Source organism: Mesorhizobium sp. P3_B5 (assembly GCF_056402815.1).
This window is the reverse complement of the sequence record NZ_JBFUGR010000001.1, coordinates 750023-774281: the sequence shown is the minus strand read 5'-3', so window position 1 is coordinate 774281 and position 24259 is coordinate 750023. Positions and strand designations below refer to the sequence as shown.

Annotated in this window: 29 protein-coding genes; 15 read left to right on the top strand and 14 right to left on the bottom strand. The window is 61.4% G+C overall.

The features are described from left to right. The first annotated feature begins 41 nt into the window (after positions 1-41). The 4 genes from AC1DVW_RS03885 (at position 42) to AC1DVW_RS03870 (ending at position 3086) form a co-directional block, all read left to right on the top strand. A complete protein-coding gene (locus tag AC1DVW_RS03885) occupies positions 42-1211 on the top strand; it encodes a cystathionine beta-lyase (protein WP_477321283.1) in 1170 nt (389 codons plus the stop codon). Between the two features lie 242 nt (positions 1212-1453). Continuing rightward, positions 1454-2125: an RNA polymerase sigma factor gene (locus AC1DVW_RS03880; protein WP_477321281.1), complete on the top strand. Its 672-nt coding sequence runs from the start codon at positions 1454-1456 to the stop codon at positions 2123-2125. A gap of 117 nt (positions 2126-2242) precedes the next feature. Beyond that, positions 2243-2767 carry a DUF4142 domain-containing protein gene (locus AC1DVW_RS03875; RefSeq protein WP_477321279.1) on the top strand — a complete coding sequence of 175 codons (525 nt, stop codon included), beginning with the start codon at positions 2243-2245 and terminating at the stop codon, positions 2765-2767. Positions 2768-2777: 10 nt separating this feature from the next. Continuing rightward, positions 2778-3086 carry a cupredoxin domain-containing protein gene (locus AC1DVW_RS03870; RefSeq protein WP_477321277.1) on the top strand — a complete coding sequence of 103 codons (309 nt, stop codon included), beginning with the start codon at positions 2778-2780 and terminating at the stop codon, positions 3084-3086. A gap of 52 nt (positions 3087-3138) precedes the next feature. Here AC1DVW_RS03870 and AC1DVW_RS03865 read toward each other — a convergent pair whose 3' ends face one another. From AC1DVW_RS03865 to AC1DVW_RS03850, 4 genes are all read right to left on the bottom strand, one after another. Further along, positions 3139-4035, bottom strand: coding sequence for a LysR substrate-binding domain-containing protein (locus AC1DVW_RS03865; protein ID WP_477321275.1), 897 nt, complete (start codon positions 4033-4035; stop codon positions 3139-3141). 57 nt (positions 4036-4092) lie between these two features. Beyond that, complete coding sequence (locus tag AC1DVW_RS03860; RefSeq protein ID WP_477321273.1) at positions 4093-5214, bottom strand: branched-chain amino acid ABC transporter substrate-binding protein; 1122 nt, start codon at positions 5212-5214, stop codon at positions 4093-4095. Between the two features lie 45 nt (positions 5215-5259). Further along, entirely contained in the window at positions 5260-6582 is a 1323-nt protein-coding gene (locus AC1DVW_RS03855; RefSeq protein ID WP_477321271.1) for an aminotransferase class I/II-fold pyridoxal phosphate-dependent enzyme, read from the bottom strand. A 132-nt stretch (positions 6583-6714) separates the two neighbouring features. Then, the gene (locus tag AC1DVW_RS03850) at positions 6715-7623 is read right to left on the bottom strand and encodes a crotonase/enoyl-CoA hydratase family protein (protein ID WP_477321269.1); all 909 of its coding nucleotides are present in this window, start codon (positions 7621-7623) and stop codon (positions 6715-6717) included. Between the two features lie 81 nt (positions 7624-7704). Between AC1DVW_RS03850 and AC1DVW_RS03845 the strand changes: the two genes are divergently transcribed. After that, positions 7705-8298: a TetR/AcrR family transcriptional regulator gene (locus tag AC1DVW_RS03845; protein ID WP_477321267.1), complete on the top strand. Its 594-nt coding sequence runs from the start codon at positions 7705-7707 to the stop codon at positions 8296-8298. Here the strand turns inward: AC1DVW_RS03845 and AC1DVW_RS03840 are convergent. Continuing rightward, positions 8295-9521, bottom strand: a complete 1227-nt coding sequence (locus tag AC1DVW_RS03840; RefSeq protein WP_477321265.1) for an anion transporter — start codon at positions 9519-9521, stop codon at positions 8295-8297. The genes AC1DVW_RS03845 and AC1DVW_RS03840 overlap by 4 nt on opposite strands. Positions 9522-10101: 580 nt before the next feature. On the opposite strand from AC1DVW_RS03840, the gene AC1DVW_RS03835 reads away from it, so the two are divergent. After that, positions 10102-11172, top strand: coding sequence for a sensor histidine kinase (locus AC1DVW_RS03835; RefSeq protein ID WP_477242514.1), 1071 nt, complete (start codon positions 10102-10104; stop codon positions 11170-11172). A gap of 1055 nt (positions 11173-12227) precedes the next feature. Here AC1DVW_RS03835 and AC1DVW_RS03830 read toward each other — a convergent pair. From AC1DVW_RS03830 to AC1DVW_RS03820, 3 genes are all read right to left on the bottom strand, one after another. Continuing rightward, on the bottom strand, positions 12228-12752 hold the full coding sequence (locus AC1DVW_RS03830) for a hypothetical protein (protein ID WP_477321263.1): 525 nt from the start codon (positions 12750-12752) through the stop codon (positions 12228-12230). Positions 12753-13167: 415 nt separating this feature from the next. Beyond that, positions 13168-13659, bottom strand: a complete 492-nt coding sequence (locus AC1DVW_RS03825; RefSeq protein ID WP_477321261.1) for a pyridoxamine 5'-phosphate oxidase family protein — start codon at positions 13657-13659, stop codon at positions 13168-13170. Positions 13660-13686: 27 nt separating this feature from the next. Beyond that, positions 13687-13860 carry a hypothetical protein gene (locus tag AC1DVW_RS03820; protein WP_477321260.1) on the bottom strand — a complete coding sequence of 58 codons (174 nt, stop codon included), beginning with the start codon at positions 13858-13860 and terminating at the stop codon, positions 13687-13689. A gap of 168 nt (positions 13861-14028) precedes the next feature. Between AC1DVW_RS03820 and AC1DVW_RS03815 the strand changes: the two genes are divergently transcribed. Both AC1DVW_RS03815 and AC1DVW_RS03810 read left to right on the top strand, forming a co-directional pair. Beyond that, positions 14029-14226 carry a hypothetical protein gene (locus AC1DVW_RS03815; RefSeq protein ID WP_477321258.1) on the top strand — a complete coding sequence of 66 codons (198 nt, stop codon included), beginning with the start codon at positions 14029-14031 and terminating at the stop codon, positions 14224-14226. A 212-nt stretch (positions 14227-14438) separates the two neighbouring features. Next, the gene (locus tag AC1DVW_RS03810; protein WP_477321256.1) at positions 14439-14729 is read left to right on the top strand and encodes a hypothetical protein; all 291 of its coding nucleotides are present in this window, start codon (positions 14439-14441) and stop codon (positions 14727-14729) included. Positions 14730-14840: 111 nt separating this feature from the next. Here AC1DVW_RS03810 and AC1DVW_RS03805 read toward each other — a convergent pair whose 3' ends face one another. Then, positions 14841-15092 carry a hypothetical protein gene (locus tag AC1DVW_RS03805; protein ID WP_477242504.1) on the bottom strand — a complete coding sequence of 84 codons (252 nt, stop codon included), beginning with the start codon at positions 15090-15092 and terminating at the stop codon, positions 14841-14843. A gap of 235 nt (positions 15093-15327) precedes the next feature. On the opposite strand from AC1DVW_RS03805, the gene AC1DVW_RS03800 reads away from it, so the two are divergent. Together AC1DVW_RS03800 and AC1DVW_RS03795 are read left to right on the top strand one after the other, a co-directional pair. Continuing rightward, positions 15328-15702 (top strand): hypothetical protein, encoded by a 375-nt coding sequence (locus tag AC1DVW_RS03800; RefSeq protein WP_477242502.1) that lies wholly within the window; start codon positions 15328-15330, stop codon positions 15700-15702. 169 nt (positions 15703-15871) lie between these two features. After that, positions 15872-17716, top strand: a complete 1845-nt coding sequence (locus AC1DVW_RS03795) for a CHASE3 domain-containing protein (RefSeq protein ID WP_477321602.1) — start codon at positions 15872-15874, stop codon at positions 17714-17716. A gap of 17 nt (positions 17717-17733) precedes the next feature. On the opposite strand, the gene AC1DVW_RS03790 is transcribed toward AC1DVW_RS03795, so the two are convergent. From AC1DVW_RS03790 to AC1DVW_RS03775, 4 genes are all read right to left on the bottom strand, one after another. After that, positions 17734-17907 (bottom strand): hypothetical protein, encoded by a 174-nt coding sequence (locus AC1DVW_RS03790; protein WP_477242500.1) that lies wholly within the window; start codon positions 17905-17907, stop codon positions 17734-17736. A 47-nt stretch (positions 17908-17954) separates the two neighbouring features. Continuing rightward, complete coding sequence (locus AC1DVW_RS03785) at positions 17955-19352, bottom strand: PAS domain S-box protein (protein ID WP_477242498.1); 1398 nt, start codon at positions 19350-19352, stop codon at positions 17955-17957. A gap of 271 nt (positions 19353-19623) precedes the next feature. Further along, the gene (locus tag AC1DVW_RS03780) at positions 19624-19788 is read right to left on the bottom strand and encodes a DUF3309 family protein (RefSeq protein WP_258602338.1); all 165 of its coding nucleotides are present in this window, start codon (positions 19786-19788) and stop codon (positions 19624-19626) included. Positions 19789-20064: 276 nt separating this feature from the next. After that, entirely contained in the window at positions 20065-20634 is a 570-nt protein-coding gene (locus tag AC1DVW_RS03775; protein WP_477321254.1) for a hypothetical protein, read from the bottom strand. Positions 20635-20840: 206 nt separating this feature from the next. Between AC1DVW_RS03775 and AC1DVW_RS03770 the strand changes: the two genes are divergently transcribed. The 5 genes from AC1DVW_RS03770 to AC1DVW_RS03750 all read left to right on the top strand — a co-directional run bounded on the left by AC1DVW_RS03770 (position 20841) and on the right by AC1DVW_RS03750 (position 22667). After that, complete coding sequence (locus AC1DVW_RS03770; protein WP_477242494.1) at positions 20841-21008, top strand: Thivi_2564 family membrane protein; 168 nt, start codon at positions 20841-20843, stop codon at positions 21006-21008. Between the two features lie 52 nt (positions 21009-21060). Next, positions 21061-21402, top strand: coding sequence for a hypothetical protein (locus AC1DVW_RS03765; RefSeq protein WP_477321252.1), 342 nt, complete (start codon positions 21061-21063; stop codon positions 21400-21402). Between the two features lie 102 nt (positions 21403-21504). Next, on the top strand, positions 21505-21684 hold the full coding sequence (locus tag AC1DVW_RS03760) for a DUF3606 domain-containing protein (RefSeq protein ID WP_477316976.1): 180 nt from the start codon (positions 21505-21507) through the stop codon (positions 21682-21684). 37 nt (positions 21685-21721) lie between these two features. After that, on the top strand, positions 21722-22015 hold the full coding sequence (locus AC1DVW_RS03755) for a hypothetical protein (protein ID WP_477321250.1): 294 nt from the start codon (positions 21722-21724) through the stop codon (positions 22013-22015). A 184-nt stretch (positions 22016-22199) separates the two neighbouring features. Further along, complete coding sequence (locus AC1DVW_RS03750) at positions 22200-22667, top strand: GFA family protein (RefSeq protein ID WP_477321248.1); 468 nt, start codon at positions 22200-22202, stop codon at positions 22665-22667. Between the two features lie 87 nt (positions 22668-22754). Here the strand turns inward: AC1DVW_RS03750 and waaF are convergent, their stop codons facing one another. Continuing rightward, positions 22755-23972 carry a lipopolysaccharide heptosyltransferase II gene (waaF, locus tag AC1DVW_RS03745; protein ID WP_477321246.1) on the bottom strand — a complete coding sequence of 406 codons (1218 nt, stop codon included), beginning with the start codon at positions 23970-23972 and terminating at the stop codon, positions 22755-22757. Between the last annotated feature and the right edge of the window lie 287 nt (positions 23973-24259).

The following is a 24259-nucleotide window of genomic DNA, read 5'->3' as shown; positions in this document are numbered from 1 at the left end:
CGCCGCACTATGGCTAGCGCCTCACCACAAGGCGAACAGCAATGGCAAAAGACGGCAACGAGATGGGCATCAACACGCGGCTTGCCCATTCCGGCAACAACCCGCACGACTATTTCGGCTTCGTCAATCCGCCGGTCGTGCATGCCTCGACCGTTCTCTACCCCAATGCCGCGACGATGGCCGCGCGCAGCCAGAAATACACCTACGGCACGCGCGGTACGCCGACCACCGACGCGCTGGCGCATGCGATCGACGCGCTGGAAGGCTCGGCCGGCACGATAATCGTGCCGTCGGGCCTGGCGGCGGTGACCATTCCGCTGCTGGCTTTCCTGTCGGTGGGCGATCACGTTTTGATCGTCGATTCCGTCTATCATCCGACCCGCAATTTCGCCGACACGATGCTGAAGCGGTTGGGTGTCGAGGTCGAGTATTACGATCCATATGCCGGCGCCGGCATCGCCAAGCTGATCAAGCCCAACACCAGGGTCGTGTTCACGGAATCGCCGGCCTCAAACACTTTCGAGGTGCAGGACGTCCCGGCCATCGTCAAGGCGGCGCATGCGGCCGGCGCCATCGTCATGATGGACAACACCTGGGCGACGCCGCTCTATTTCCGCCCGCTCGACCATGGCGTCGACATTTCGATCCATGCGGCGACGAAATATCCGGCCGGCCATTCCGACGTGCTGCTCGGCACCGTGTCGGCCAACGAGGCCTGCTGGAAACAGCTCTATGAGAGTTTTTGCACAATGGGGTGCTGCGCCGGGCCAGACGATGTCTACCAGGTGCTGCGGGGCCTCCGCACCATGGGCGTGCGGCTGGAGCACCACCAGAAAAGCGCGCTTGAAATCGCCGCTTGGCTGGAGGGGCAGACCGGCGTCGCCAGGGTGCTGCACCCGGCACTGCCCAGCCACCCGGACCACGCTCTGTGGAAGCGCGACTTCTGTGGCTCGAGCGGCATTTTTTCCGTCGTGCTCAAAGGCGGCGCTCAGAAACAGCAGCACGCCTTCCTCGACGCGTTGAAAATCTTCGGCCTCGGCTATTCCTGGGGCGGCTATGAGAGCCTCGCCGTGCCGGTCTGGCTCGGCGACCGCGTCGTCGCCAAGGGTCCCTATGACGGGCCGCTGCTTCGCCTGCAGATCGGGCTCGAGGATGTCGAGGATCTGAAAGCCGATCTGTCGCGCGGCCTCGCCGCGGCTGCGGCAGCATGAACAGGCGGAGCCTGCCGGACAGAATCGGAAAGCCGGCGTAACGCATTCAAAATGCATATTAAAAGCCGGGCGGATCGTACAGGCCGATCTGCCTGCTGCGGCAGCGTACGCAAACCTCAGACACCAGTACCGCAATCGTTGCGGCCCGGTTAGAATGTTCGGGAACCTTTTCCCAGCAGCGCCATCCAATGTTTCGATCGGAATTCCGTTCAAGAGATTGGGTCGTGATGAGGAAACTGGCCATGACTGCTGTCCTGACGATCATGCCCGCTGCCTCCGGCGAGATGCAACTGGTACGCCGTGCACTGGCTCGTGAGGGCAATGCCTTCCGCACCATCATGAAGACCCACAATCAACGGCTCTACCGCATCGCCCGCGGCGTGGTGCGCAACGACGCCGAGGCCGAGGACATCGTCCAGGAGGCCTATGTCAGGGCCTTTGCCCATCTCGATGCCTTTCGCGGCGACTCCTCGCTGGCCACGTGGCTGTCGCGCATCGTCATCAACGAGGCGCTCGGCCGTCTGCGCAAAAGAAGGCGAACGGTGGCGATGCCGGCAAACGCGCAAGCCGAAATCATCCAGTTTCCCCTCAATCCCAGCGACGATCCGGAGCGGACGATGGCGCAACGGCAGATCCTCGACCTTGTCGAACGAGCGACCGACAGCCTGCCCGATGTCTACCGGTCGGTGTTCGTGGCGCGGGTGATCGAGGGACTCAGCATCGAGGAGACCGCCGAGCTTCTCGGCGTGCGGCCCGAAACCGTCAAGACAAGGCTGCACCGCGCCCGCGCCTTGGTGCGCAAGGCACTGGACGACCAGATCGGTCCGGTGCTGCTCGACGCATTCCCCTTCGCCGGCCGGCGTTGCGACAGGCTGACCAGCGCGGTGATGCAGCGGCTCGGCCTGGAAAGCTGATCGTCGGCTGATTTGGGCTGATTTTCGCGGGAACGTTTGCCGCCGCCCCGCATCCAATGACCGTCAACTGAAAAACACGACCCGGCGCGATCCCTGCGTCCGGGCGAAGGAGATGCCATGTCTATTCGTCACACTGCCGCCCTCGCCGCCTCGCTCCTGCTCGGCACGGCCCCGCTCGCACAGGCCGGGGACAAGCCGACCGACCCGCAAATCGCCCACATCGCCTACACGGCCGGCGTCATCGATGTGGAAGCCGCCAAGCTGGCGATCGAGAAATCAAAGACCAAGGAGGTTGTCGACTTCGCCAACGACATGGTGCGCGATCATGAAGCGGTGAACGTCCAGGCGCTCGACCTGGTCAAGAAGCTCAATGTCACACCGGAGGACAACGCCACCAGCCAGGCGTTGAGCAAGGCTGCGGAGGAAGAGCGCGCCAAGCTCACCAAGCTCGACGGCGCTGCCTTCGACAAGGCCTATGTCGACAACGAGGTCGCCTACCACAAGCAGGTCAACGGTGCCCTTGAAACCCTGTTGATCCCGTCGGCGCAGAATGCCGAGCTGAAGAGCCTGCTGGAAACCGGCCTGAAGATTTTCCAGGGCCATCAGCAGCATGCCGAACACGTCGCCGGCATGTTGAAGTAAGGACAAGATCATGTCGAAGCGGCATCTGTGGATTGCCTTTGCTCTGGCTATCGGCATCGTTCCGGCACAGGCCGAAACAATCCAGATCACCATCGACAAGCTTGTCTTCTCGCCAGCCGCCGTCGAGGCGAAGGTCGGCGATACGATCGAGTGGGTGAACAAGGACGCGTTCGCCCATACGGCCACCGTCAAGGGCGGCTGGGAGGTGATGATCCCGCCGAAGGCAACAGCGAGCCTGACGCTGAAGACAGTCGAAGCGGTCGACTATTTCTGCCGCTTTCATCCCAACATGAAAGGGCGTCTCGACGTGACGCCATGATGGTTTGAAACCGGCGGCGAAGCGATCGCTTTGCCGCCGGTTGTTCCAAGCGTCAGTCCTGGCTCGCTCCGCCCTGTGCAAGCAGCCACTCGATCATTTGCGCGGCCTGGGCGGGTGGACGGTCCGGCGCCAGGACCGACAGGCTGAGGCCGGTTGGGACGCGCTGCGGGAACGGCGCCACGAGCGAACCGGCGGCGAGTGCGCGCGACACAAGCGCCTCATGCCCCATCAGAACCCCGGCGCCGTCGACGGCCGCCTGCAGCGCCATGCTGTAGAGCGAGAATTCGGAGCCGGACTCGATCGACGGGCCTTTCAGCCCTACAGCCTCGAACCACAGGCTCCAGTCGCCGGTCCAGGTGGTGTCCCAAAGCAGAAGCTGCGATGACAGATCCGCCGGCGTTTTCAGCTGCCTGGCGAGCGCCGGCGCGCAGACCGGAAAGATCACGTCGTCGCAGAGCTTGAACGCGCGGCTGCCGCCTGGGGCGTGCCTGGTCAGGAAGATTGCGAGGTCGAAAGGTTCCCGCCTGAAATCCGGCGGCTCCTCCAGCGCATGGATGGATGGGCGTAGCGCTGGATGTGCGGCACGGAGCGCCGGCAGACGCGGCGCCAGCCACAGCTGGGCGATCGACGGCAGCGCGGCAATGCTCACCTGCGGCCTTGGCGCCCAGATGCGCAATTCCTGGACGGCGAGGCCCATGGCGTCGAATGCCGTCGAGAAGGCCGGCAGGGCCGCGCGCCCGGCCTCGGTCAGATGCAGCCCCTGGGCATGGCGCACGAACAGCGGCGAGCCGAGCCAGGCCTCCAGCGCCTTGACCTGATGCGATACCGCCGCCGGGGTGACGCCCAGCTCATCGGCCGCCTTGGCGAAGCTTTCATGGCGGGCGGCCGCCTCGAAGGCCCGCAAGGCATTGAGCGGCGGCATGCGAGGTCGCGGCGGATTGACGGCCATCGTCCGACGTTCCCGGAAGGCGTCGGCGGCCGGTGACCGGTCGCCGACGCGGTGTTTCTACTTGAGGGCGACCGGGGTCAGCTTGCCGTCGACCTTCTGCCACTCAAATACGACGAAGCCCGGCTGCTTGATATCCCCCTTGTCGTCATAGGAGATCGAACCGAGCACAGTCGAGATGCCGGCGCCGGAATGAAGATAATCGGAAGCGGCCTTAGGATCGTCGGCCTTGGCTTTGGCAATAGCCTCGGCAAGAATCTGCGTTGCCGCGTAAGCATAGAGGGTCACCGCCTCGGTGGGCACGTTTTTGGCCTTGAGATCCGCAACGGCGCCCTTGGCTTCGGCAAACGTTGCCGGGTCAGGGAATGACGTCATCAGGGTTCCAACAGCACCGTCACCGCCGATGGCGCCAAACTCGCTGTTGGAGATGCCGTCGCCGCCCATCAGGATGGTGGTGACGCCTTGGTCGTGCATCTGACGCACAATGAGACCAGCCTCCGTGTGCTGACCGCCATAGTAGACAAGGTCGGCGCCCGATTGCTTGATCTTTGCGACGAGAGGGCTGTAATCCTTTTCGCCCGGGTTGACCTCCTCATGCAGGACCTCCTTGCCGCCGCCGGCATTGTAGGCCTTGGCCATTTCGTCAGCGAGGCCTTTGCCCGCCGTCGACTTGTCGTCGACGATCGCGATCTTCTTGTCCTTGAAGCGGTCGAGAACGAATTTGGCGGCGATCGAGCCTTGCTGATCGTCGCGCCCGCATGCCCTGAAGGCGTTCCACAGGCCGCGCTCCGTCACCATCGGGTTGGTGGCTGTCGGCGTGACGAACAGGACGCCATTCTCGGCATAGACCTCGGAAGCCGGAATGGTGACGCCGGAATTATAGTGCCCGACAACATAGTGGACGCCATCAGCGACGAATTTGTTGGCGACGGAAACCCCCTGCTTCGGGTCGGAGACATCGTCACCGACCGACACGGCAAGCTTTTGTCCGAGAACGCCGCCATTGGCGTTGATGTGTTCGACCGCGGTTTCGACACCGACGCGGTACTGTTCTCCGTAAGCGGCGTTCGGCCCCGACATTGGGCCGGCGACGCCGAACACGATATCCGCCCTGGCGGCCCCGACAGTCGCGGCAGTCATTAGGGCAGCAATCATCATCTGCACGATCATGCGCATTTTCATTCCCCTGTTTTTTGAGAAAGGCGGAGTTCTCCGCCGCTTCAGGCGTCAGTTCACAAAGTGAAGCTTGTTGAACCGGCGCCGGAATGCCGTGACATCTGCCGCCACCTGTTCGCTTGCGTCGTTGCCGCGAAGCCCCCTGGCAATGAGTGACGCGAGTTCCGGCATGTCGTCCTCGGTCATGCCCCAGCGGACGATCTCGGGTGTGCCGAAGCGCAACCCGTTCATGTGGCCGTCGACAGCGTCTATCGGCAAGCCGATGCCGCAGGTCAGGATGTTGGCCAGCCGCAACTTCTTTGCCGCCGCCTGGCCGCCACCGAACTCGGCTGCCTTGATGGCGAACTGATGCGATGTCGTGTAGCCCATGCCGGTCGAAAACACCGGCAGGCCGCGATCGGCAAGGCTTTCGGCCAGTGCCTTTGCCGTCCGCGCCATAGTCGTGGCGTAGGCCCTGCCATGGTCTTTCCAGTCCAGAAGCGTGATCGCCAAGGCTGCCGACTTGGCGGCATCGAAGTTGGCGGTCATGCCGGGAAATGCAATCTTGTCGAGCTTCTCGGCGACGGCGGCGTCGTTGGTGACGATCAGCCCGGACGCCGGACCACCAAGACTTTTGTAGGTGCTCATCGTCATCAGATGAGCGCCCTCCTCCAGCGGCTGCTGCCAGGCGTGCCCGGCAATCATGCCGCACAGATGGGCCGCGTCGAAGAGAACCAGCGCACCGACCTCGTCGGCGATCGCCCGGATCTCACGAATGGGATGCGGTAGCAGGTTGAGGCTGCTGCCGATGGTTATCATCTTCGGCCTTATCGATCTCGCCTGGTCGCGCAATTTGCCGACGTCGACGGTGTAGCCGTCGGCATCGACTGGAGCGGTGTGGATATCGAGCCCGTAGAGCCCGGCGCAACCGGCCATATGGTGGGTTACATGGCCTCCGATCGCCGGCGACGGGACAATGATGCTGTCGCCCGGCCTGGCTGCAACCATGAAGGCATAGAGATTGGCGATCGCGCCAGACGGCACTCGGATCTCGGCATAGCTGGCGCCGAAAACTTCGGCCGCGAGTTCCGCAGCGATCACTTCGATCTGCTCGATGCCCTCCAATCCCATTTCATATTTGTCGCCGGGGTAGCCGAGCGACGGGCGCGACCCCAGGCCGGAAGCGAGTGCGGCTTCGGCCTTCGGGTTCATCACATTGGTCGCCGGGTTGAGGTTGAGGCAGTCGGCCTCGTGGATCGAACGGTTTTGCTCGATGCCCCTGTTGACTGCCGCCATGACGGCATCGGTCTTCTGAGCGCTCGTCTCCTGCGCCAGCTGCTGGGCGAACTCGTCGCAATGCGAGGGAACCCAGGGCCTGCGAGCGAGAGCGACCATCGATGCCTCCTTGCCATTCGCCGATAATCCGGCTGTTAATGGGAGCCTAAGGTGGAGCCGTCGGTCGCCACGACGCAAGCGAGTAGTTCTAGCGCCTAGGCTTAGAAAAACTAGGTCTACCCATCCCGCCCCCTATTTTGAGGATCGCTTCCCTCCAGACATCGCAACGGCAGCGCCTTGATCCTGTTCGGCTAGCCGATCCTGCTCCAGCGACGCCCGCCTTGCTTCATCCGGCCGGGTGATGTGGGTCCACGAGCCGTCACAGCCCGGCTGGCGGCGCGCGATCCAGGCATCCAGACCTTCGCGCAGATCGGCGGTCGGGGCCATGCGGGCGAATTGCTCGGCCTCGACAGCCAAGCCTTCGGCGATGCTCTGGTTGAGGCCGCGCGCCACCGCGGTGAGGATGCTGGCGACGGCCAGTGGTGAATGCCTGGAAATACGCCGTGCCAGGTCAAAGGCTGCCGGCATCAGTTCCTCGTGCGGCACCACCACGTTGACAAGGCCGAGCTCAAGGGCGCGCGGTGGCGGAAACCAATCGCCGGTCAAAAGCAGTTCGAGCGCCCGCTTGCGCCCGGCCAGCCTGGGCAGGCGCTGTGTGCCGCCAAAAGTCGGCGGCATTGCGAGATTGATTTCCGGCTTGGCGAACAGCGCGCGGTCGCTGGCGATGGCGAGCGGCACGGCCTCGGTGATTTCGCAGCCGCCGCCGAAGGCGATGCCGTTGACGGCGGCGATGATCGGTTTGCGGAAGGCTTCCAGCCTTGCGGTCAAACGCTGGCCGCGCATGACGAAATCGCGCAGCGCGACATCGGCGCCGCGTGCGACGCTGACGGAGAATTCATGGATGTCGCCACCGGCCGAAAACGCCCGTTCGCCGGCGCCGGTCAGGATGACCGCGCGGATGGCGCCATCGACCTCGACGGCATCGAGGATCGCCAGCAACCGGTCGATCAGCGCGTAGTTCAGCGCGTTGAGTTTTTCGGGACGATTGAGGGTGAGCACGGTTACCCCTTCGCGGGTCTCGCTCAGGACAAGATCGGTCATTGCTGTTCCTTTCCAGATTGCCCCGGAAAAGGATCAGGCTTTCGGTTGCATGTATATTCACTAGTCGGTATACCTAACGTCATGCCTGAAGCGTCGAGCCCCACCCGCAAACGCATTGTCGATGCCGCGACCAGGCTCTTTTATGCGGAGGGAATCGGCCGCGTCAGCGTCGATGCCATCGCCGAGAAAGCGGGGCTGACCAAGCGGACGCTGTATTATCACTTCCAGAGCAAGCACGATCTGATCGCCGCCTATCTCGAAAGCCGCGACCAGCCCAATCTGAAACAGTTTGCAGGCTGGTTCGAGGCCGCCGAAGGCGGCGCCGACCGCAAGGTCGAGGCGATCTTCAGCAATCTGGCGCGGTCGGCACGCCACCCAAAGTGGAAAGGCTGCGGTTTCCTGCGCACAGCGGCGGAACTCGCCTCGATGCCTGGCCACCCTGCGGTCAAGGCAGGATCGCGACACAAGGCAAATTTCGAAAAATGGCTGGCGGCGGAATTGTTGGCCCGCGGTATCGCCGAGCCGCAGATGCTGGCGCGCGAGATCGTGCTTTTGATGGACGGCGCCTTCTCGATCATGCTGGTCCACCGCAACCCCGACTATATCGAAGCGGCCGGGCATGCCGCCGCGACGCTGGTTCGGGCGAGATCCGGGACTGGAAACTCCAGCTCTTAGAACCCGTACGCCAGCCACGCGGTGCTCGCGGCAAGGGTGATCAGGGTCAGCGGCAGGCCTACCTTGAAGAAGGCGCCGAAACTGAGAGCCGTGCCAGCGCGCCGCGCCTGCTCGGCGACAATCAGGTTGGCGACCGAGCCAAGCAGCGTGAAATTGCCGGCCAGCGTCGAGCTCATGGCGACGACGAGCCAGGCGCGCTCCGGGTTTTCCAGGCCGGGGATGAACGGCCTGAGCGCCAGCACGGCCGGCACATTGCTCATGATGTTGGACAGAACGGCGGTGAAGCCGGAGAGACGCCAGACGTTGTCCAACCCTAGGTTCTTGGCCGAGGCGATGATGTCGGGCGTCAGCAGCGTCTTTTCGGCGCCGGCGACGACCACGAACAGGCCGGCGAACATGAACAGCAGCGGCCCGTCGATCTCGTGGTAGATGCGCGCCGGCTTGATGGCGCGGGTGAGCAGCAGGATGGCGCCACCGATGAGTGCCGCCTTGGCGACCGGAACGCCGGCGAAGAAGGCGACCGCCAGCCCGATGCAGACGACCACCGCCTTCAGCACCTGCCCCGGCAGCATGCGGCCGCGATAGACTTCGGGGCTCAACTCGGCCGGCCGCTGGAATTCGGCGCGGTAGACGATGCGGACGAGGACGACGACGGCGACTAGGCCGAACAGGGCGACCGGCGCCAGGGCGGCCGAGAAGGCCGGATAGGAAATCCCCGACAGCGCGCCGATGACCATGTTCTGCGGGTTGCCGGTGATGGTGGCGACGCTGCCGCAGTTGGACGCCGTGGCGGTGGCGATCAGATAGGGGATCGGGTTGCGATTGATGACGCGGGTGACGTGAACGACGATCGGCGCCATAACCAGGCAGATGGCGTCGTTGACCAGGAACGCCGACAGCACGCCGGTCAACAGCGTCACCATCACCAGCAGCATGAAGGGCGCATGCGCGTGCTCGATGGCGTAGGCGCCGAGCGCCCGGAAGGCGCCCGACACTTTCAGGTGCGCCACCACGATCATCATGCCGAGCAACAGCGTGATGGTGTCGAAATTGATGGCGCGGTAGGCGTCTTCCATGCTCAGCGCGCCGATGGCGATCATCGCCGCTCCCCCGAGCAGCGCGATCCCTGCCCGGTCGAGACGCAGGCCGGGTATCCTGCCGATGGCGACGCCGGCATAGGTCAGGATCAGGATCAGCAAGGCCGCCGCGCCCGTCAATGTCATTGGCAGAACACCCAGTTCAAATCGGCCCGGCTCCGGGCGAGATCCCTCCCCGCCCGATCATTTCGTCCATGCAGCTTTAGCAAGGCCCCCGCAAAGTGAAAGCGCTGATGGCGACCGATCGTGAAAATCAGGGAGCAAATCGCCCGCCGCGACAGCCGATTTGCGCCAGTGAAACTTGCCGGCCGTCAGCCCCTTGGCTTTAGCCACGGCCAGCCATTATCGCTAGCTGGCTTACCAATATTTTCGGCCGTTCGGATGATTCAGATGGGCCAGAACGTTAAGAGGGAGCACCGGATTTCGGAGAGGAGGAAGCGATGCACCCGACGGAATGCCCGCGCTGCCATGGCGCCCGCAAGGTTTTCATATGCTCGCGATGGGTCGATTCGAAAGGACATTGCTGTCCTGGCGGGACACACCGGCTCAGTTGCCCCGGCCGCACCGTTGCTTGCCGGGAATGCGCCGGGCGGTGATGTTGAGCCGACAATGACTAAGCTGCATTCAATTCGCGACTCCGGCCCGGTAATGGTGTAATAGAAGAGGTTGAGCGGAGGCAAAAATGCCTCCAGATCGGCTTTGAGCCTTGTTCCACCCCATTGCGAATATCGAGGATGCGCAGACGCTGGCGCAGGCGATCGTCAATACGATCGTCGAGCCATTCCTTGTCCTTGACGAAAAGTTTCATGTGCTGGCAGCCAGCCGCTCCTTCTATCAGACCTTTAAGGTCGACCCCGAGGAGACCCACGGCGCCCTGCTCTATGCACTGGGCGACGGCCAATGGGATATTCCGGCACTGCGCCTGCTGCTGGAGACGATCATCCCCGAGAAGACAGCCATGGACGGCTTCGAGGTCGAGCATGATTTCCCCACTATCGGCCGCCGCACGATGCTGCTTAACGCCCGCAAGGTGCTCTACGATCACAGCTCGACTATTACCATTCTGCTCGCCTTCAACGACATTACGGCGCGACGCGCCATCGAGAAGGAAAAGGAAGAGCTTCTCGCCCGTACCGAGGATCTGCTGCGGCAAAAGGATGTGTTGCTGCGCGAGATGGAGCACCGGGTTGCCAACAGCCTGCAGATCATCGCCAGCATCCTGTTACTGAAGGCCCGCTCGGTCACCTCGGAGGAAACCCGCCAGCATCTGAAGGAGGCTCACCAGCGGGTGCTGTCGGTGGCCGAAGTGCAGCGCCATCTCCACACCGAGGCTGGTGTCGAAGAGATCGACGTCGTGTCCTATCTGTCCAAGCTGTGCATCAGCCTGGCCTCTTCGATGGTCGGCGATGTCCAGCCGATCGCGGTCAACGTCACGGCGGATGGCGGCAGGATTGACTCGCAAAAGGCGGTGAGTCTGGGGCTGATCGTCACCGAACTCGTTCTCAACGCGATCAAATATGCCTTCCCCATGGAGAAGGCGAAGGCGCTGATCCAGGTGACCTACGAGACCGATGGCAGCGACTGGAAGCTGACGGTTTCGGACAATGGCGCCGGCAAGCCCGCCAGCATCGTCGCCAGTGCGGGCCTGGGAACCGCCATCGTCGAGGCGCTGGTCAAGCAACTGGAGGCCAAGATCGAGGTCATCAGCGACAAGAACGGCACCAGCGTGTCGGTGACCAGAGCGACGTTCACTTCACGGGTGCCGCGCGCGGCGTAGCGTGATCCATTTCATGGCGGGGCGCCTTAGCCAAGTTGTCGGATCGGATTGCGCCAAGAGATGTCGGCGTACGCTCATGCAAGGGCGATGGGCCATTAAGGGCCAGATTCAGATTCTGGGCGGCTGTATCGCACCTGACACGTGAAGGGCCAAAGTTTTTGGTGATCCGTCGCGCCTGAGCCTAGTGATCCCATGCTTCCTGGCGAAATAGGCGGGTTCATAGGGCTTTTGCACCGGTATCTCGCTTGCCAAGCCGCTCCGCGGCTAACGCCATCTTTTCCTGGCATCGACAGGCAGAGGGCGTCCTGCTCCAGGTCGAAACGTATAGGTGGCGGATGGATCTGGCTTGTGAGCAGGATGCCCAAATCCAAATGGTCCGCTGAAATCGCCTTCAGCCGGAGGATCGTTGGATAGTGACGGTTGTTCCGGAGATTCACCGACTGAACCGGTGTGGTTGTGATCTTCCATTTCGAACGCACCAGCTTGCTTCATTCAGCTAAAAAGATCGGCAGGCCGCCTGGTTCCCTCGATGTCGCCAGCATGGTTTCCAAAACCTTACAGCTTCGGCTGGGGAGCGAGCGGTTCGGGTGGCCATACCTCGGCGTCGACCTCGAAGTCGGCAAGGACTGCCAAGAATGTGCGAGCGGTGTGGGCCTCGCTGGCCATGCTTCGTCCTTCCAAAGGAACCAGAATGCCATGCGGATCGTTGATTGAGATCAAGTGACAGGCACGAGTGATGCCCTGTCCAGGGCAAGAGCGGCGAACGGCGAAACGGCCGGGCGCTCTCATGGAGGCTTATATGGATATCACCACAATTCTGGTCATCGTTCTCATTGTCTTGCTGCTGGGCGGTGGCGGCTTCTACGGTCGCGGACGCTGGTACTAGACGGGAAAGCAATCATCGGGTCCGGAACCTCTCGATTCCGCGCAAAGAATAGAAGAATACCGGAAGGCACAACCCAATGGACAACCAGCACAACAGCATTTTGGAGGCTCGTTGGCTTCTTGCCGTACCGCTTTCGCTTGTTCTCACGGTGCTGTTGGCCGGCTTGGTCCTAGCCTGATTCACATAGCCGTAGCGGCAAATCGTCATTCTTTCGCAGCCTAACACTAGCCATTGCCAAATAGTCATAGGCTTGCAGCGATATCTCCCGGATATTGCTGAAGGATCGGGTTTCGTACACCCGATCGGCCCGCGCCCTCCGCCAGAGGCGCGGGCTTTCTTGTGCAGAAGCCCTGGCGCCGTCTTCCTGGTCGGCGCGTGTGACATCATCACCCACAACTTCGATATCGGCCGACGCCCCGTCACACTGGAGGGCGTCAGCGAACGATGCCCGATTTGCACAGTAATAGTCTCTGGAAGGAACGGATGCCCGTATCGTCCGTTTATCCTCCGATACGCACACGGTTTTGGACTGTGTTGCGTTTGGCAGGTTGAAAAGGAGAAGAAAATGGCTGACGGCCCAACTGTTGTTAATACAGGCGGTGGTGGAGGCGGAGGCACCACAGCCATCGCGATTGTTGTGGCGCTCATTGCGATAGCCGTACTGCTGGTTGTTACGGGTGTTATCGACATCCATGGCGGCCGCGGAGGCGACATCAATGTCAAGATCGACGCGCCTGCGGCATCAGCACCGGCGGCCCCAGCCGCACCAGCCCCGGCCGAACCTGCTCCCGCACCGGCTGCACCAGCTCCGGCTGCACCAGCGCCGGCCCCGGCTGCACCAGCACCGGCCAACTGATCGGCCGTTCCAACAGCCTTTAAGGGCAGAAGCGCAGCCCACCGGTGTCAAAGCCGGTGGGCTTTCCTTTCTATGCCGGTTGATCCGGATTCCGCAGGATCGTGCAGTTATCGAGAAACTATGCCTCGCATGGAACAAACGCCTCGCTGAGGTGTTGATGGATGGATCGAACCGCCCAAGCGTTCGGTCGTTAAAGAGCCCGCTTCCAATCCCCCCGGAATGCGGGTTTTTTGCGCCATCTCGGCTAGGTGGTTTAGCGATAGGCCTGCCGTCCCGAGATGGTCTCGATCGTGATCTGATAGAACAGATGGCTGCCGGTACCGGCCTGCGCCTCGCAAGGCTTCAGCGCGCCGGGCTCCCACCAATTGGCGTGCTTCTGCAGCAGCGACCAGGCAAATTGGCGATCATGGTCTGACGTGGGAGCCTGCTGGTCCCTGGCAGGAATCGTGCTGTCGAGAGCGGGCGCCTTGGGCAGGTCCTGGAACAGGCCCTCGACGACGACGCTCTTCCAGCCATGGACGCCGCCGACATCATCGACCTGCAGGCAGACATGCGGATTCTGGCGCATCCACTCGACCTTCTTGCCGAGCAGCGAGAAGCTGAAAATGAAATTGTCGCCGAAGGCGAAATGAATCGGAACCACGTAAGGCCGGTTATCTTTGACGCAGGCCAGGCGGCCAAGCCGGGCCGACTTCAACAAGGAAATGCATTCGGGCCGCGTCATCTCTGAGATGTTCATCGCCATTGTTCTTTCCGTTGCTGTTCGTCGACGTCAGGCACCACGATCGATGCGCCGGATGGCGCGTATCGCCTCGCCTTCGGCGACCCCGATCAATGCGTCGATGGCCTGGATCGCCTCGATCTGGCCGCGCGCCGCAACCGTCCTGCGTAAGGCGTGCAGGTCGTCGCGAATTTCGCAGAGCGTGGCTCGGATCGTGAAGGGCATAGGCCGCCTTCCAGGGACACAACAGCCTGAGGTGGCGATCGGTTCCGTTCCGAGCGGAATGACTCGCTAAGTTCGCGATATATCGTACAACAACGCTGTCGTCGGCCATGTCTCGGGCACCGGCGTTTGAGAGTGTACATCGTACTCCCGCCCTGCGGGAGCCATGCGATGCAAGACGACACAAGCCCGGACACTTTCTTATCCGCGCACGATTTCGACATTGTCAAGAATGCCTTCAGGCTATCGGTGGCCGAAGGGCTGATTGCTGAAGCGCATTGGATTCAGCATGCCAGGGATCTGGTACACCAACTCACCGGCCATGAAGATGTCTACGAGAGCATCGTCGACCGGATCGTCGGGCGATAGGCAAGCCTGGCGACCGCCCAAAGATACCGCGCCAAAATCGCACACGGCCCGATGGCACAAGGTTCCACTGCGGAATGGATAATTCTCAACGGTTAGTATCTAGCAATATCATTCTTCCAAAGCGCAATTTCTTGGAACCTTCGCACCAACAATCCGTTCTTTTTTCGATCGCTGCTTGGACGATCTCAACAGCAACAGAGGAGGAATTGATCATGAACTTCAAGATGATTTGCATGGGCGCAATGGCGCTTGCGATGACCACTGGTGCGGCCTTTTCGGCCGGAGGCAACACCTCGGCGCTCGACGATCCGGCGAAAATGGCGCCGTTCTTTACCGATGCCGGCATGAAGGCCATGAAGTCGGCGGATGAATTCAAGGCCGCCTGGATGGCGATGTCGGAAGAAGATCGCGCCGGGGTTACCAAGGCTTGCGGCGACGAGGCCATTGCCAAGGATCACGACGATTTCTGCAAGATGACCAAGCAGCTCGGCGGCGCCAACTAACGTCGGCTCTTGCAGACGGAAAATGGCGGGCCTTAGGGTCCGCCATTTTTTCTCTCCGATACCGCCCTGGCATCGACGGATGCGCTTGCGCCCGCCTTGGCGATTGGCGGGCTAGTCTGTGCCGGACGATCCGTCGACGGCCCCCTCGCCGTTCGCAGCATTGGCCAGAATTCCAAAGTCTTGCGACTTGGTCCCCGGTCCTGCCGTCAGGAACCCGTCGGCATCGAGCCCGCGCCGCAGCAGCTCCCTCACGGCTGCCGACCGGCTCGGCATGCGCTTGTCAAAACGCCAGTTTTCCAGCGCCGCCAATTCATCGGCGGTCAGCATGATCTGCAATCGTTCCGGTCGTTCCAGTTCAGCCATCTGCGCCTCCAGCCGCCAAGACCAAAAGTACGGTGAGTTAGTATGTCCCTCACTACGAGTAAAATTAGTGATCTCTGTACAGGACGTCAAGAGCTGCTGATACGTCACCGTCACACAAGGCCAATGGTGCGGAACAGGCGTCATTTGCACAATCAACATGTTCTACTAACTACTTGATTTTATTTGATAAATTGTTTATTTTGCTTGCCATTCCAGCGCGGCCGGCGCATGGTCGATGGCGAGGGACAAACCATTCCAGAAAGGAAGGTTTTCCATGAGATATGGCTATTCGGCTCATCTGCGGGACGACGTCAATTCGGAGGTTCAGGCGGCATGGCGCTCCCAGGGAATAGTGAATATCGCTGTGGTGGCTGAGGCCATACGGCTGAAAAACCTTGCCGAAAACGTCGCACTCGAGGATATCGAGTACATGGTGATGCAGGCTGCCCAATTCTACGGAGCGGCCATGGAACTCGAAGGGCTGACCGCCATCGACGTGACGACCTTCAATCCGCTGTCCGAGGATGGCGTCACAATATTCGGCAGTCTCGATGCGATCGAAGACAGACCCATTGCGTACGATCGGCGCCCGCTGGATCAAATCCAATAGGCGGTGACCGTCACCTGACGCTCCCTGGCATCAAGCCTGTTGTGGAAGATCGTCGTCCAGCATCCTGCGGCCGCCCCTTGCGTTGGGCCGAGGCGGCCCTTACCACATGCATTCGGCGAGGATTTCCTATGGTACAGCATAGCAGATGATCACGAGGCTGCGGCGCGCGATGCGTTGGCAATCGCTTCCGCTCATCGTCGGCTTCGCCATCCTGGCGTTGATCGTTGGCTCGCGTGCCATGCTGGTGGAAACACAGAGCGCCAATCGCGCCGCCGCGCGCAATGCGATCGAATATCAGCAGTTGCTTGCCGGTCTGCTCTCGCTGGCGCAGGACGCCGAGACGAGCCAGCGCGGTTACCTGCTGACCGGGGAGAAATCGTACCTGGAGCCTTATCAACAGGCTGTGGCCGCAATTCCCGGACAACTCGCCCGCATCGACGAGATGACCGCCGGAAACCAGGAAACCGTCCAGCAGATCGATGGCATAAAGGACGCGCTGGCGCAAAAACAGGCGGAACTGGCAGAGACGATCCGCCTATACGAAAAAAACCAGGCGGCGAAGGCGCTGGAGATTGTCCGCAGCGGGCAAGGCAAGGCCGCGATGGATCAGATTCGAACCAACATGGATACGATCAGACGCATCGTCAGCGCGACCCTGCACGCCAGGGACGCCCATACCGACCAGATTGAACGCTGGCTGCGCATCGGATCGTTCGCAGCACTGCTGGCGATTTTCGTGCTCGGCGTCTACACGGTCCGGGAATCGCGCCGCCGCTTCCATGAGGTGACCGTTGCCCAGGACGAGTTGACCCGCAAGAACACCGCGCTGACGGGAGAGATCCAGACGCGCGAGAAGGCCGAATCCCAGATCCGCCAGATGCAGAAGATGGAAGCTGTCGGCCAACTTACCGGCGGCATTGCCCACGACTTCAACAATATGCTGGCCGTGATTATCAGCGCCATGAACCTTGCCCAGCGCAAACTGGCGCGCGGCGAAAACGATATCGACAAGTTTGTCGAGGCGGCGACTGACGCTGCGACCCGAGCCGCCAATTTGACGGCTCGGTTGCTCGCCTTTTCGCGCCAGCAACCATTGGCGCCGCAAATCGTCGACGCCAACCGGTTGGTAACCGGCATGTCAGATTTGCTGCGCCGGGCATTGGGCGAAGCGATCCGGATCGAAACGGTCCTGGCTGGCGGGTTATGGAAGACACATGCCGATCCGAGCCAGATCGAAAATGCTATCCTCAACCTGGCGGTCAATGCGCGCGATGCTATGGGTGAAGAGGGCAAGCTGACCATCGAAACTGCCAACAGCCATCTCGACGACTCCTATGCCGCCACCCATGCCGAGGTGAAAGCCGGCCAGTATGTGATGGTCGCGGTAACCGACACCGGCACCGGAATGACGCCGGACATCATCGCAAAGGCATTCGAGCCGTTTTTCACGACCAAGCCGATCAACAAGGGCACCGGTCTTGGTCTCAGCCAGGTCTTCGGTTTCGTCAAGCAGTCAGGCGGTCACGTCAAGATCTACTCCGAGCCGGGCGAAGGCACGACAGTCAGGATTTACCTGCCCCGCTTCTTCGGCGATGAAGAGACCGCACCCTCCGCCGGAACCGGAGAGGCAGTCGCCAGGCCGGCGACTGAAACCATACTGGTGGTCGAAGACGATATGCGGGTGCGGGTCTCGACAACCGATGCGCTGCGCGAACTCGGTTACACCGTTGTCCACGCCGGCGGCGGCGAAGAAGCATTGCAGAAACTCGGCGAGACCCCGGGCGTCGCGCTCCTCTTCACAGACATTGTCATGCCGGAGATGAATGGCCGCAAGCTGGCCGAAGAAGCCGTCAGGCGCATACCAGGACTGAAGGTGATCTTCACCACCGGCTTCACCAAAAATGCCGTGGTCCACAATGGCATTCTTGACCACGATGTGCATTTCCTGGCCAAGCCGTTCACCATCGAGCAACTGGCCGCGAAGCTGCGCGACGTGCTGAATGCAAAGGCATAAACCTTCTTCGATGCCTGCTATTTTGCCTGCTTCAATATCCGCGCCTCACGCAGCAACGATGGTCGATCTGTACCGATCATGGCGATGAGGTCGTGTGCCTGATCAAGGGTAATGCCGGTTTCCTCTGTCAGGATAAGAGCCAGTCGCTTCTCCTTCGTCTGGCGGACACTGTTTTGTCTTTCCTCAGCCATCGCAATCCCTTTGGTATCTACAACCAAGAGTGGAGGCGAAGGTTCCTTCAATCGATCGCGGTATCGAGTGACGTCTGGACGAAGCGCAACGGCGCTTCCAACGTCCAGACAACGCCTTGCTTTTGAAACTCCAGCTGTCCGGTGCCGCTGAGCGCTTGCGGCGCGACGCGTTTGAGGACGATTGATCCGAAGCCGCGACGCGTGATCTCGTCCAGCTGCGGCCCGCCGAGCTCCCGCCAGACAAGCCGGAAGGTGTCGGCGCCATCGGCGACAGTCTTTATGTCCCATTCGACCTCGACCTGTCCGCCATGACGCGACAGCGCTCCGTGTTTTGCCGAATTCGTGGCGAGTTCGTGGAAAGCAATGCCGAGATACTGCACGGCGTTCGGCTGCAGCATGATCACTGGTCCGGCCAGCGACAGACGGGCCTGCGCGGCGAAAGGCTTGATCTGCGCCTCGACCAGCTCGCTGACCGTTGCGCCGCGCCATTCGGCGTTGACGAGAAGGTCGTGGGATTGCGAAAGCGCCATGATGCGCTCCCGTACCTGTCCGAGGAAAGCCTCCGGCGTGCTCATCGATTTGCTGGTTTCGCGGATCATCGAGATGATGACCGAATACTGGTTCTTCACGCGATGATTAACCTCGCGCATGAGCAGGCGGATGCGCCGTTCGCTCTCCTTGTGAGAACTGATATCGCGCGCGATCTTGGAGGCGCCGATGACCCGGCCGATGCCGTCGCGGATCGGCGAGACCGTCAGCGAAACCGGAATGAGCCTGCCGTCCTTGCGCTGGCGGATTGTTTCGTAGGATGGCACCCTCTCGCCGGCGCGTATGCGGCTGATGATCAGGGCTTCCTCGTCGAGATGATCGACGGGAATGAGCATGGTCACCGGCCGGCCGATTGCCTCGGCAGGCGTGTAGCCGAACAGGCGTTCGGCCGCGTCGTTCCAGCTGGTGATAGTGCTGTTCAGATCCTTCGAGATGATGGCGTCCATCGTCGATTCGACGATCGCTGCCAACCGAGTGCGGGCTTCGTCGGCCTGACTCTGGCTGCGCAGATCGAGCAAGGTGTTGATAGCGCCAATCACGCGGCCCGCTTCATCGCGCAGCAGGACGGGATGAGCCTTGAAAGGAATGAGTTCGCCATTCGGCCGTTCGGCGATCGCTTGGCCCCAGCGGACATCGCGCTCTTCGAGCAAGGCGACCGCCATCGGACATTCGTCATGCGCCATTGTCCGTCCATCGAGATGACGCAGTTTCCAGGAACCGCACCACTGGTCCTCGCCAATGACGGGCCGATGCCCCCAGAGGTCGGCTGCGGCCTCGTTGAAGAAGGTGATGTGACCTTGTCTGTCCGTGGTGTAGACGGCGACGGGCATCGCCTGCAGCAAATCGACGGAAGGTACTACTGGAATCCCAGCGTCCGCTTGTTGGATGATGTTCACTTGTTCCCCGCCCGTACGTTTCTAACGGATTGCTACCACCGATAAATGCACGTGAGGGGTTTGGGTTCCCGCCGCGCCTTTCGGCGCAGCGGGTTGCCAAGCTGCGGCGGCCCAACCCCAAACGCCGCAGCCCAACAACAGAAAGGAACCTATCCAGCCGGCCGCGGTCTATTAAATTTGACATATCGGAGTGGAAATCACCTCAACCGGTGAATGCAAAAAACCCGCCGCTCCCTTAGGCACGGCGGGCCTGAAATCGCTGCGAGCGACGCTAGATGCGTCCGAGTACGACCAGAATAATGACGATGAGGAGGACGAGGCCGAGACCGCCACCGCCATAATAGCCGGTGCCGTAGAATGGCCCGCCACCAAAGCCGCTGAAGCCGCCCAGCAAGGCAATGACCAGAATGATGATGAGAATAGTGCCGAGACCCATGGTGTTTTCCTCTGCCAGTTGGCGCTGTTGCAACAGGTGCGTTCCTCCGCCTGTTGATCACCATAGGAACTCGCGAAGCGCGTTCCTGTTCCACCTGATGACACGGGCACGGCCCCGGGCCAGAAAAGGGCACAAAAAAACGCCCGCTGGCCGGGAGCCAGCGGGCGATAGGCCTTTCAGCCCTTGACCGCCTGGAGGGACCCAGCGATCAGAGAAATAATGCACGGGGCGGGATGAAGTTGCGTCCGTTAGACAAGGAATTTGCCGGACAGCATCCTAGCGTGGAAATTCGGATTCAGAAGGGATCGACGCCTTTGCGGATTTCTTCCCTGTTTCTTCGGCCAAGGGAATTTCCGCGTCGCTTGACCAGCCCGCGGTCTCAGAGTCGCCGCGACGCGCGTCAGCGCCCGATCGTGTCAATATCGCGGTTGCCGCACCCTCCTGCGCCTGCCCAACCCGGGCCATGACGATGGTTCCACCGCCCCTGACATGCTCGGCGTAGACATAGGCATCGGCTTCATCGATGCCCGCAACGGCAAAGGCCTCCAGCACGCCGCCGGCCATACCGCCTGCCGCAGCGCCGGTCAGCGTCGATACCAGCCACCCGGCGCCGACAACAGGCCCAAGACCCGGAACTGTAATCGCGCCGATGCCGGCCAGAAAACCGCCGATGCCACCGACCGCGGCTCCGATACTGGCGCCTGTGGCGGCCGGACTGCCGCTGCGCTGCGAACCGTCCGGGGCTATGATGCTGATCTCATCTGTCGGGATGCCGGCACCCTCGAGCTCACGAACCGCGACTTCGGCGTCGCCATAGGTGTCGTACAGTCCAGCTATCGTTTTCATGTCGATTTCTCCCGGAGCGCGCAAAATCGGCGCGGATCCATGGACTCAAGCAACATGCGGACGAATTGTTCCATGAGGGCTATGAGAGAGGAGCGAACGGAAGCCATCCCGTGGCTGCGCCAGCGGCTTGAGGAACCAATCCGACGCTGCACCGTTTGCTGCAGCGTACTTCATGTTTTTTCAAAACAGCCAACGGAGTGAGGGACATGGCTTCATCAGTTCTCATCAGCATCCTGATCACCTTTCTGGTGATCATTCTTGTGCTCTATCTCGTCCAGCGCCTGCCGCTCGATGGCCGCACGAGACAGATCGCCCAGATCGTCGTCATCATCATCGGTATTATCTCGATGCTGAAATACCTGGCTGTCTTCTAGGAACCGAGCGGGGGCTGCGAGCGTTTCCACCTTACATTACAAGGAGAAAACGATGGCCGACACCCAAGCAGGCGCCTCGAAGGCGTCCGACGATACGCAGGAAGCGATGAAGAAGCAGATCGCAGAGCTTCGGCGCGAGATCACCAAGATCAATCGCACCCTGTCCGAGCAAGCCGAAGAGGCTGCCGAGACCGCGCAAGGCTGGTATGAAAGCGCGGCTGACAAAGCCTCGCGCACAACCCAGCAATTGCGCAGCCAGGCGCAGACGGTGTCGGATACGGTCCAGCAGAATCCGGGCACAATATCGTCGGCGATGGTGCTTGGCGGAATGCTGGGCGTCCTCCTCGGCATCGCCATCGCTAAGAGTTCGGAGCCCGAGCGCCGCTGGTTCTAAGCGTGATTGAACAGCGCGGGCGGCAGCTCCGGCTATGGACTTCGACTGCGGATCGGCGTCCATAGCGAATGACCGACAAACCTGCAAGTGCGAGAGCTACCCATGACCGACGACAAATCGAAGACCAAGGCGGACCGAAGACTGGTATCCGGCGAAGAACCATACGAAGTCGCTGCCTTCGCTAAAAAGTATGGCATTCCGCCGAGCGAGGCCAAAACGATCATTAAGCGCTACGGGCCGTCGAGGCGGAAACTCGACGCCTATATGGCGACGAGGACCTAGTCGGTCGGCTATGCGTCTCGAGCGCTACATGATTGTCATGCCTTTTCGATCAATCGCGTTGACAGCTGGAACGATCCTGCTTGCTGCGACGGCTGCGGCCTATGCCCGGCCGGATACGCGCAAGATGACCTGCGAACAGACGCAAACCCTGATCCAGAGCCATCGCGCGGCGGTGCTGACGACCGGGCCGAATGCCTATACTCGCTATGTCCGCCAGTTCGGCAATGAATGCGACTGGCCGGAGGTGCCGATCGCCGCCGCTGTCCCGACACGCGACGGTCAATGCCGGGTCTATCGATGCCAGGAGCCGGTCTTCGATTTCCCCAACTGACGGATCGCGGTCGCTTTGCAGCCTGTTGTTGCATGGGCCTGAAATTGGCTGCCGTCGCGTCATCGACGCCTTTTGAGATCTCGCGTGGAACCGTTGCGCCTCGAGTGAATTGATTCTGCGCGAGGCTGGCGTAGCGCGGCGACCGACATCTTGACCGGGTGAGCCAAGCCAGGAGGGAGCAGCTATGTCCAACGACATCCGCAGAAGTGGCAGCTGCCTTTGTGGCGGCGTGCAATTCGTGGTGACCGGAGATCCCTTGCGGACCGGTCTTTGCCATTGCAAAGACTGCCGCAAGACCAGCGGATCAGCCTTCTCGGCCTTCGCGGTCTGGCCGCTGGCAGCATTTGAAACCAACGGTATCGTCAACAGCTACGGCGGCAGGAGTTTTTGCCCGACTTGCGGCGGCCGCGTCAGCTTCGTCGGAGACGATGAGGTCGAAGTGATGGTCGGCAGTCTCGATCTGGCGCCGTCCGAAGGACTAGAACCTAGCTATGAGCTGTGGATCGGGCGCCGCGAGCACTGGCTGCAGCCCCTGCCCGAGGCGCAGCAGTTCGAGCACGACCGCGTCGACGGCGATCAGACGGACGCGCAAGATTCCACCGCGGACGGCGAGACGTCTTCCGGCAGTGAGCCGTTGCGCAAATCGGCCTAAGAAGCAGTCAAGAAGCCGGAGTCGTTTGCGAGGCGGGTGCGATGAACATGAACGAGCGATCCTGACGCCGTGCGTTTGCTGTGCCGTTCAGGTGCGGACTTCGGTTGAAAGACCGGCCAGGGTTTCCCGCACGCGGTCTTCGCTGACGCCGAGTGTGTCCGTGATCCAACTGGGTGTTGACAGCGGCGGCTCAAGAAAGCGGACGTGGCTGTTTACCGGCCCATGCACATAGGGACGGTTCATTCCGTAGATAAGCGCGCACGGGACATTCAGGGCGGCGGCGGCGTGCGAGATGCCGCCGTCGACGCCAAGGAACATGGTCGAGGCAGCGATTTGGCACATGGCTTCGTCAATCGACGGGGTCGAGGTGAAATCGACTGCCTCGGGAATGGCGGTGCGGATTTGTGCGGCACCGGCGCGCTCGCGCGATCCACCGACGATCCAGATCGCCCAACCGCGATCATTATAATCCTTGGCGATCGAGATGAACCGCTCGACAGGCCATGACCGAAAATTGTCAACATCGGCAGTGTAGAGTGAGAGCGCCGGCCGGTCGGCATCGATTTTCTGGCGCTGGCGCCAGCCATCCAGTTGTGCTGGATCGACCACCAGCCGTGGTGCCGGCCATTGCGTGTCTGCAGCCGGCTTTTCGCCAAGCGAGGCAATCGAGCAGACCTCTTCGAAGATCCGCGTCTTGCGCGGGCCGAAGGCCCACAAATGTCCAAGCCAATCGACCGGGAAGCGATTCAGTAGCCCGAATTGCAACTCCTGCGGATAGCCGATGCGTTCGGGTATGCCGGCCATCAACGTCATCAGCGCCGCTTTGGTGGTGCTGGTCATCAGATAGGCCGTGCGGTAATTCTGCTTACGCAATTCGCCGACCAATCGGCGGCGCTCCCCAATGCCGAGTCGCAGGTGACGCTTGTCGAGTGCCCAGCCTTTCCTGACATGAGGCATAAGCCCTGCCAAAGGCAGCGCCACGGATGACGTGATCACATCGATAGGGCGATCCGGAAATTTTTGGGCAATGATCTGAATGGCGGAGTGGCAGCGGACGAAGTCGCCGACCGCCGAAAAGCCGACCAGAAGAATTGGATCGCTGGTTGTCAAGGAAGTGCTTCGCCATCGAGGATTCGGGCATACAGGTCCAGATAACCCCGTGCCGTCTTTTGAATTGGAAACCTCGTAGCAGCAGATTCGCGGCATTGTCGAGGCGCTTGCGGGTGCTTCTTTGAGACCAATGAAGAAATTCGCGATCGCACTTGAGGCTGTCAGAGAGCTTACGGCGCCGACTGTCTTGGGCAACGCTCTCCGCGGCGGGAGGGCAAGACGTTCGGGACCAGGTTACGGACTCGTTAATCAGCGCCTGCTACTATGCCCAATGACCAAGAATCTCGGAAACACCCCCAGGCACAACCCCACACCGGCAAAAGGCTCTGCCCTGGGTTGGCTGGCGCCTGCTCTGTTTCCGCTGGCGGTTGTCGCGCTTGGATATTGGATCGGCAAGCAATTCTTCGGCTTCTAGAGCCTACGTCTGGTCAGGGCGCGGGAACGAGCCAGCCAGCCGCCGGGGGGCGCGGGCTGGTCGAGAT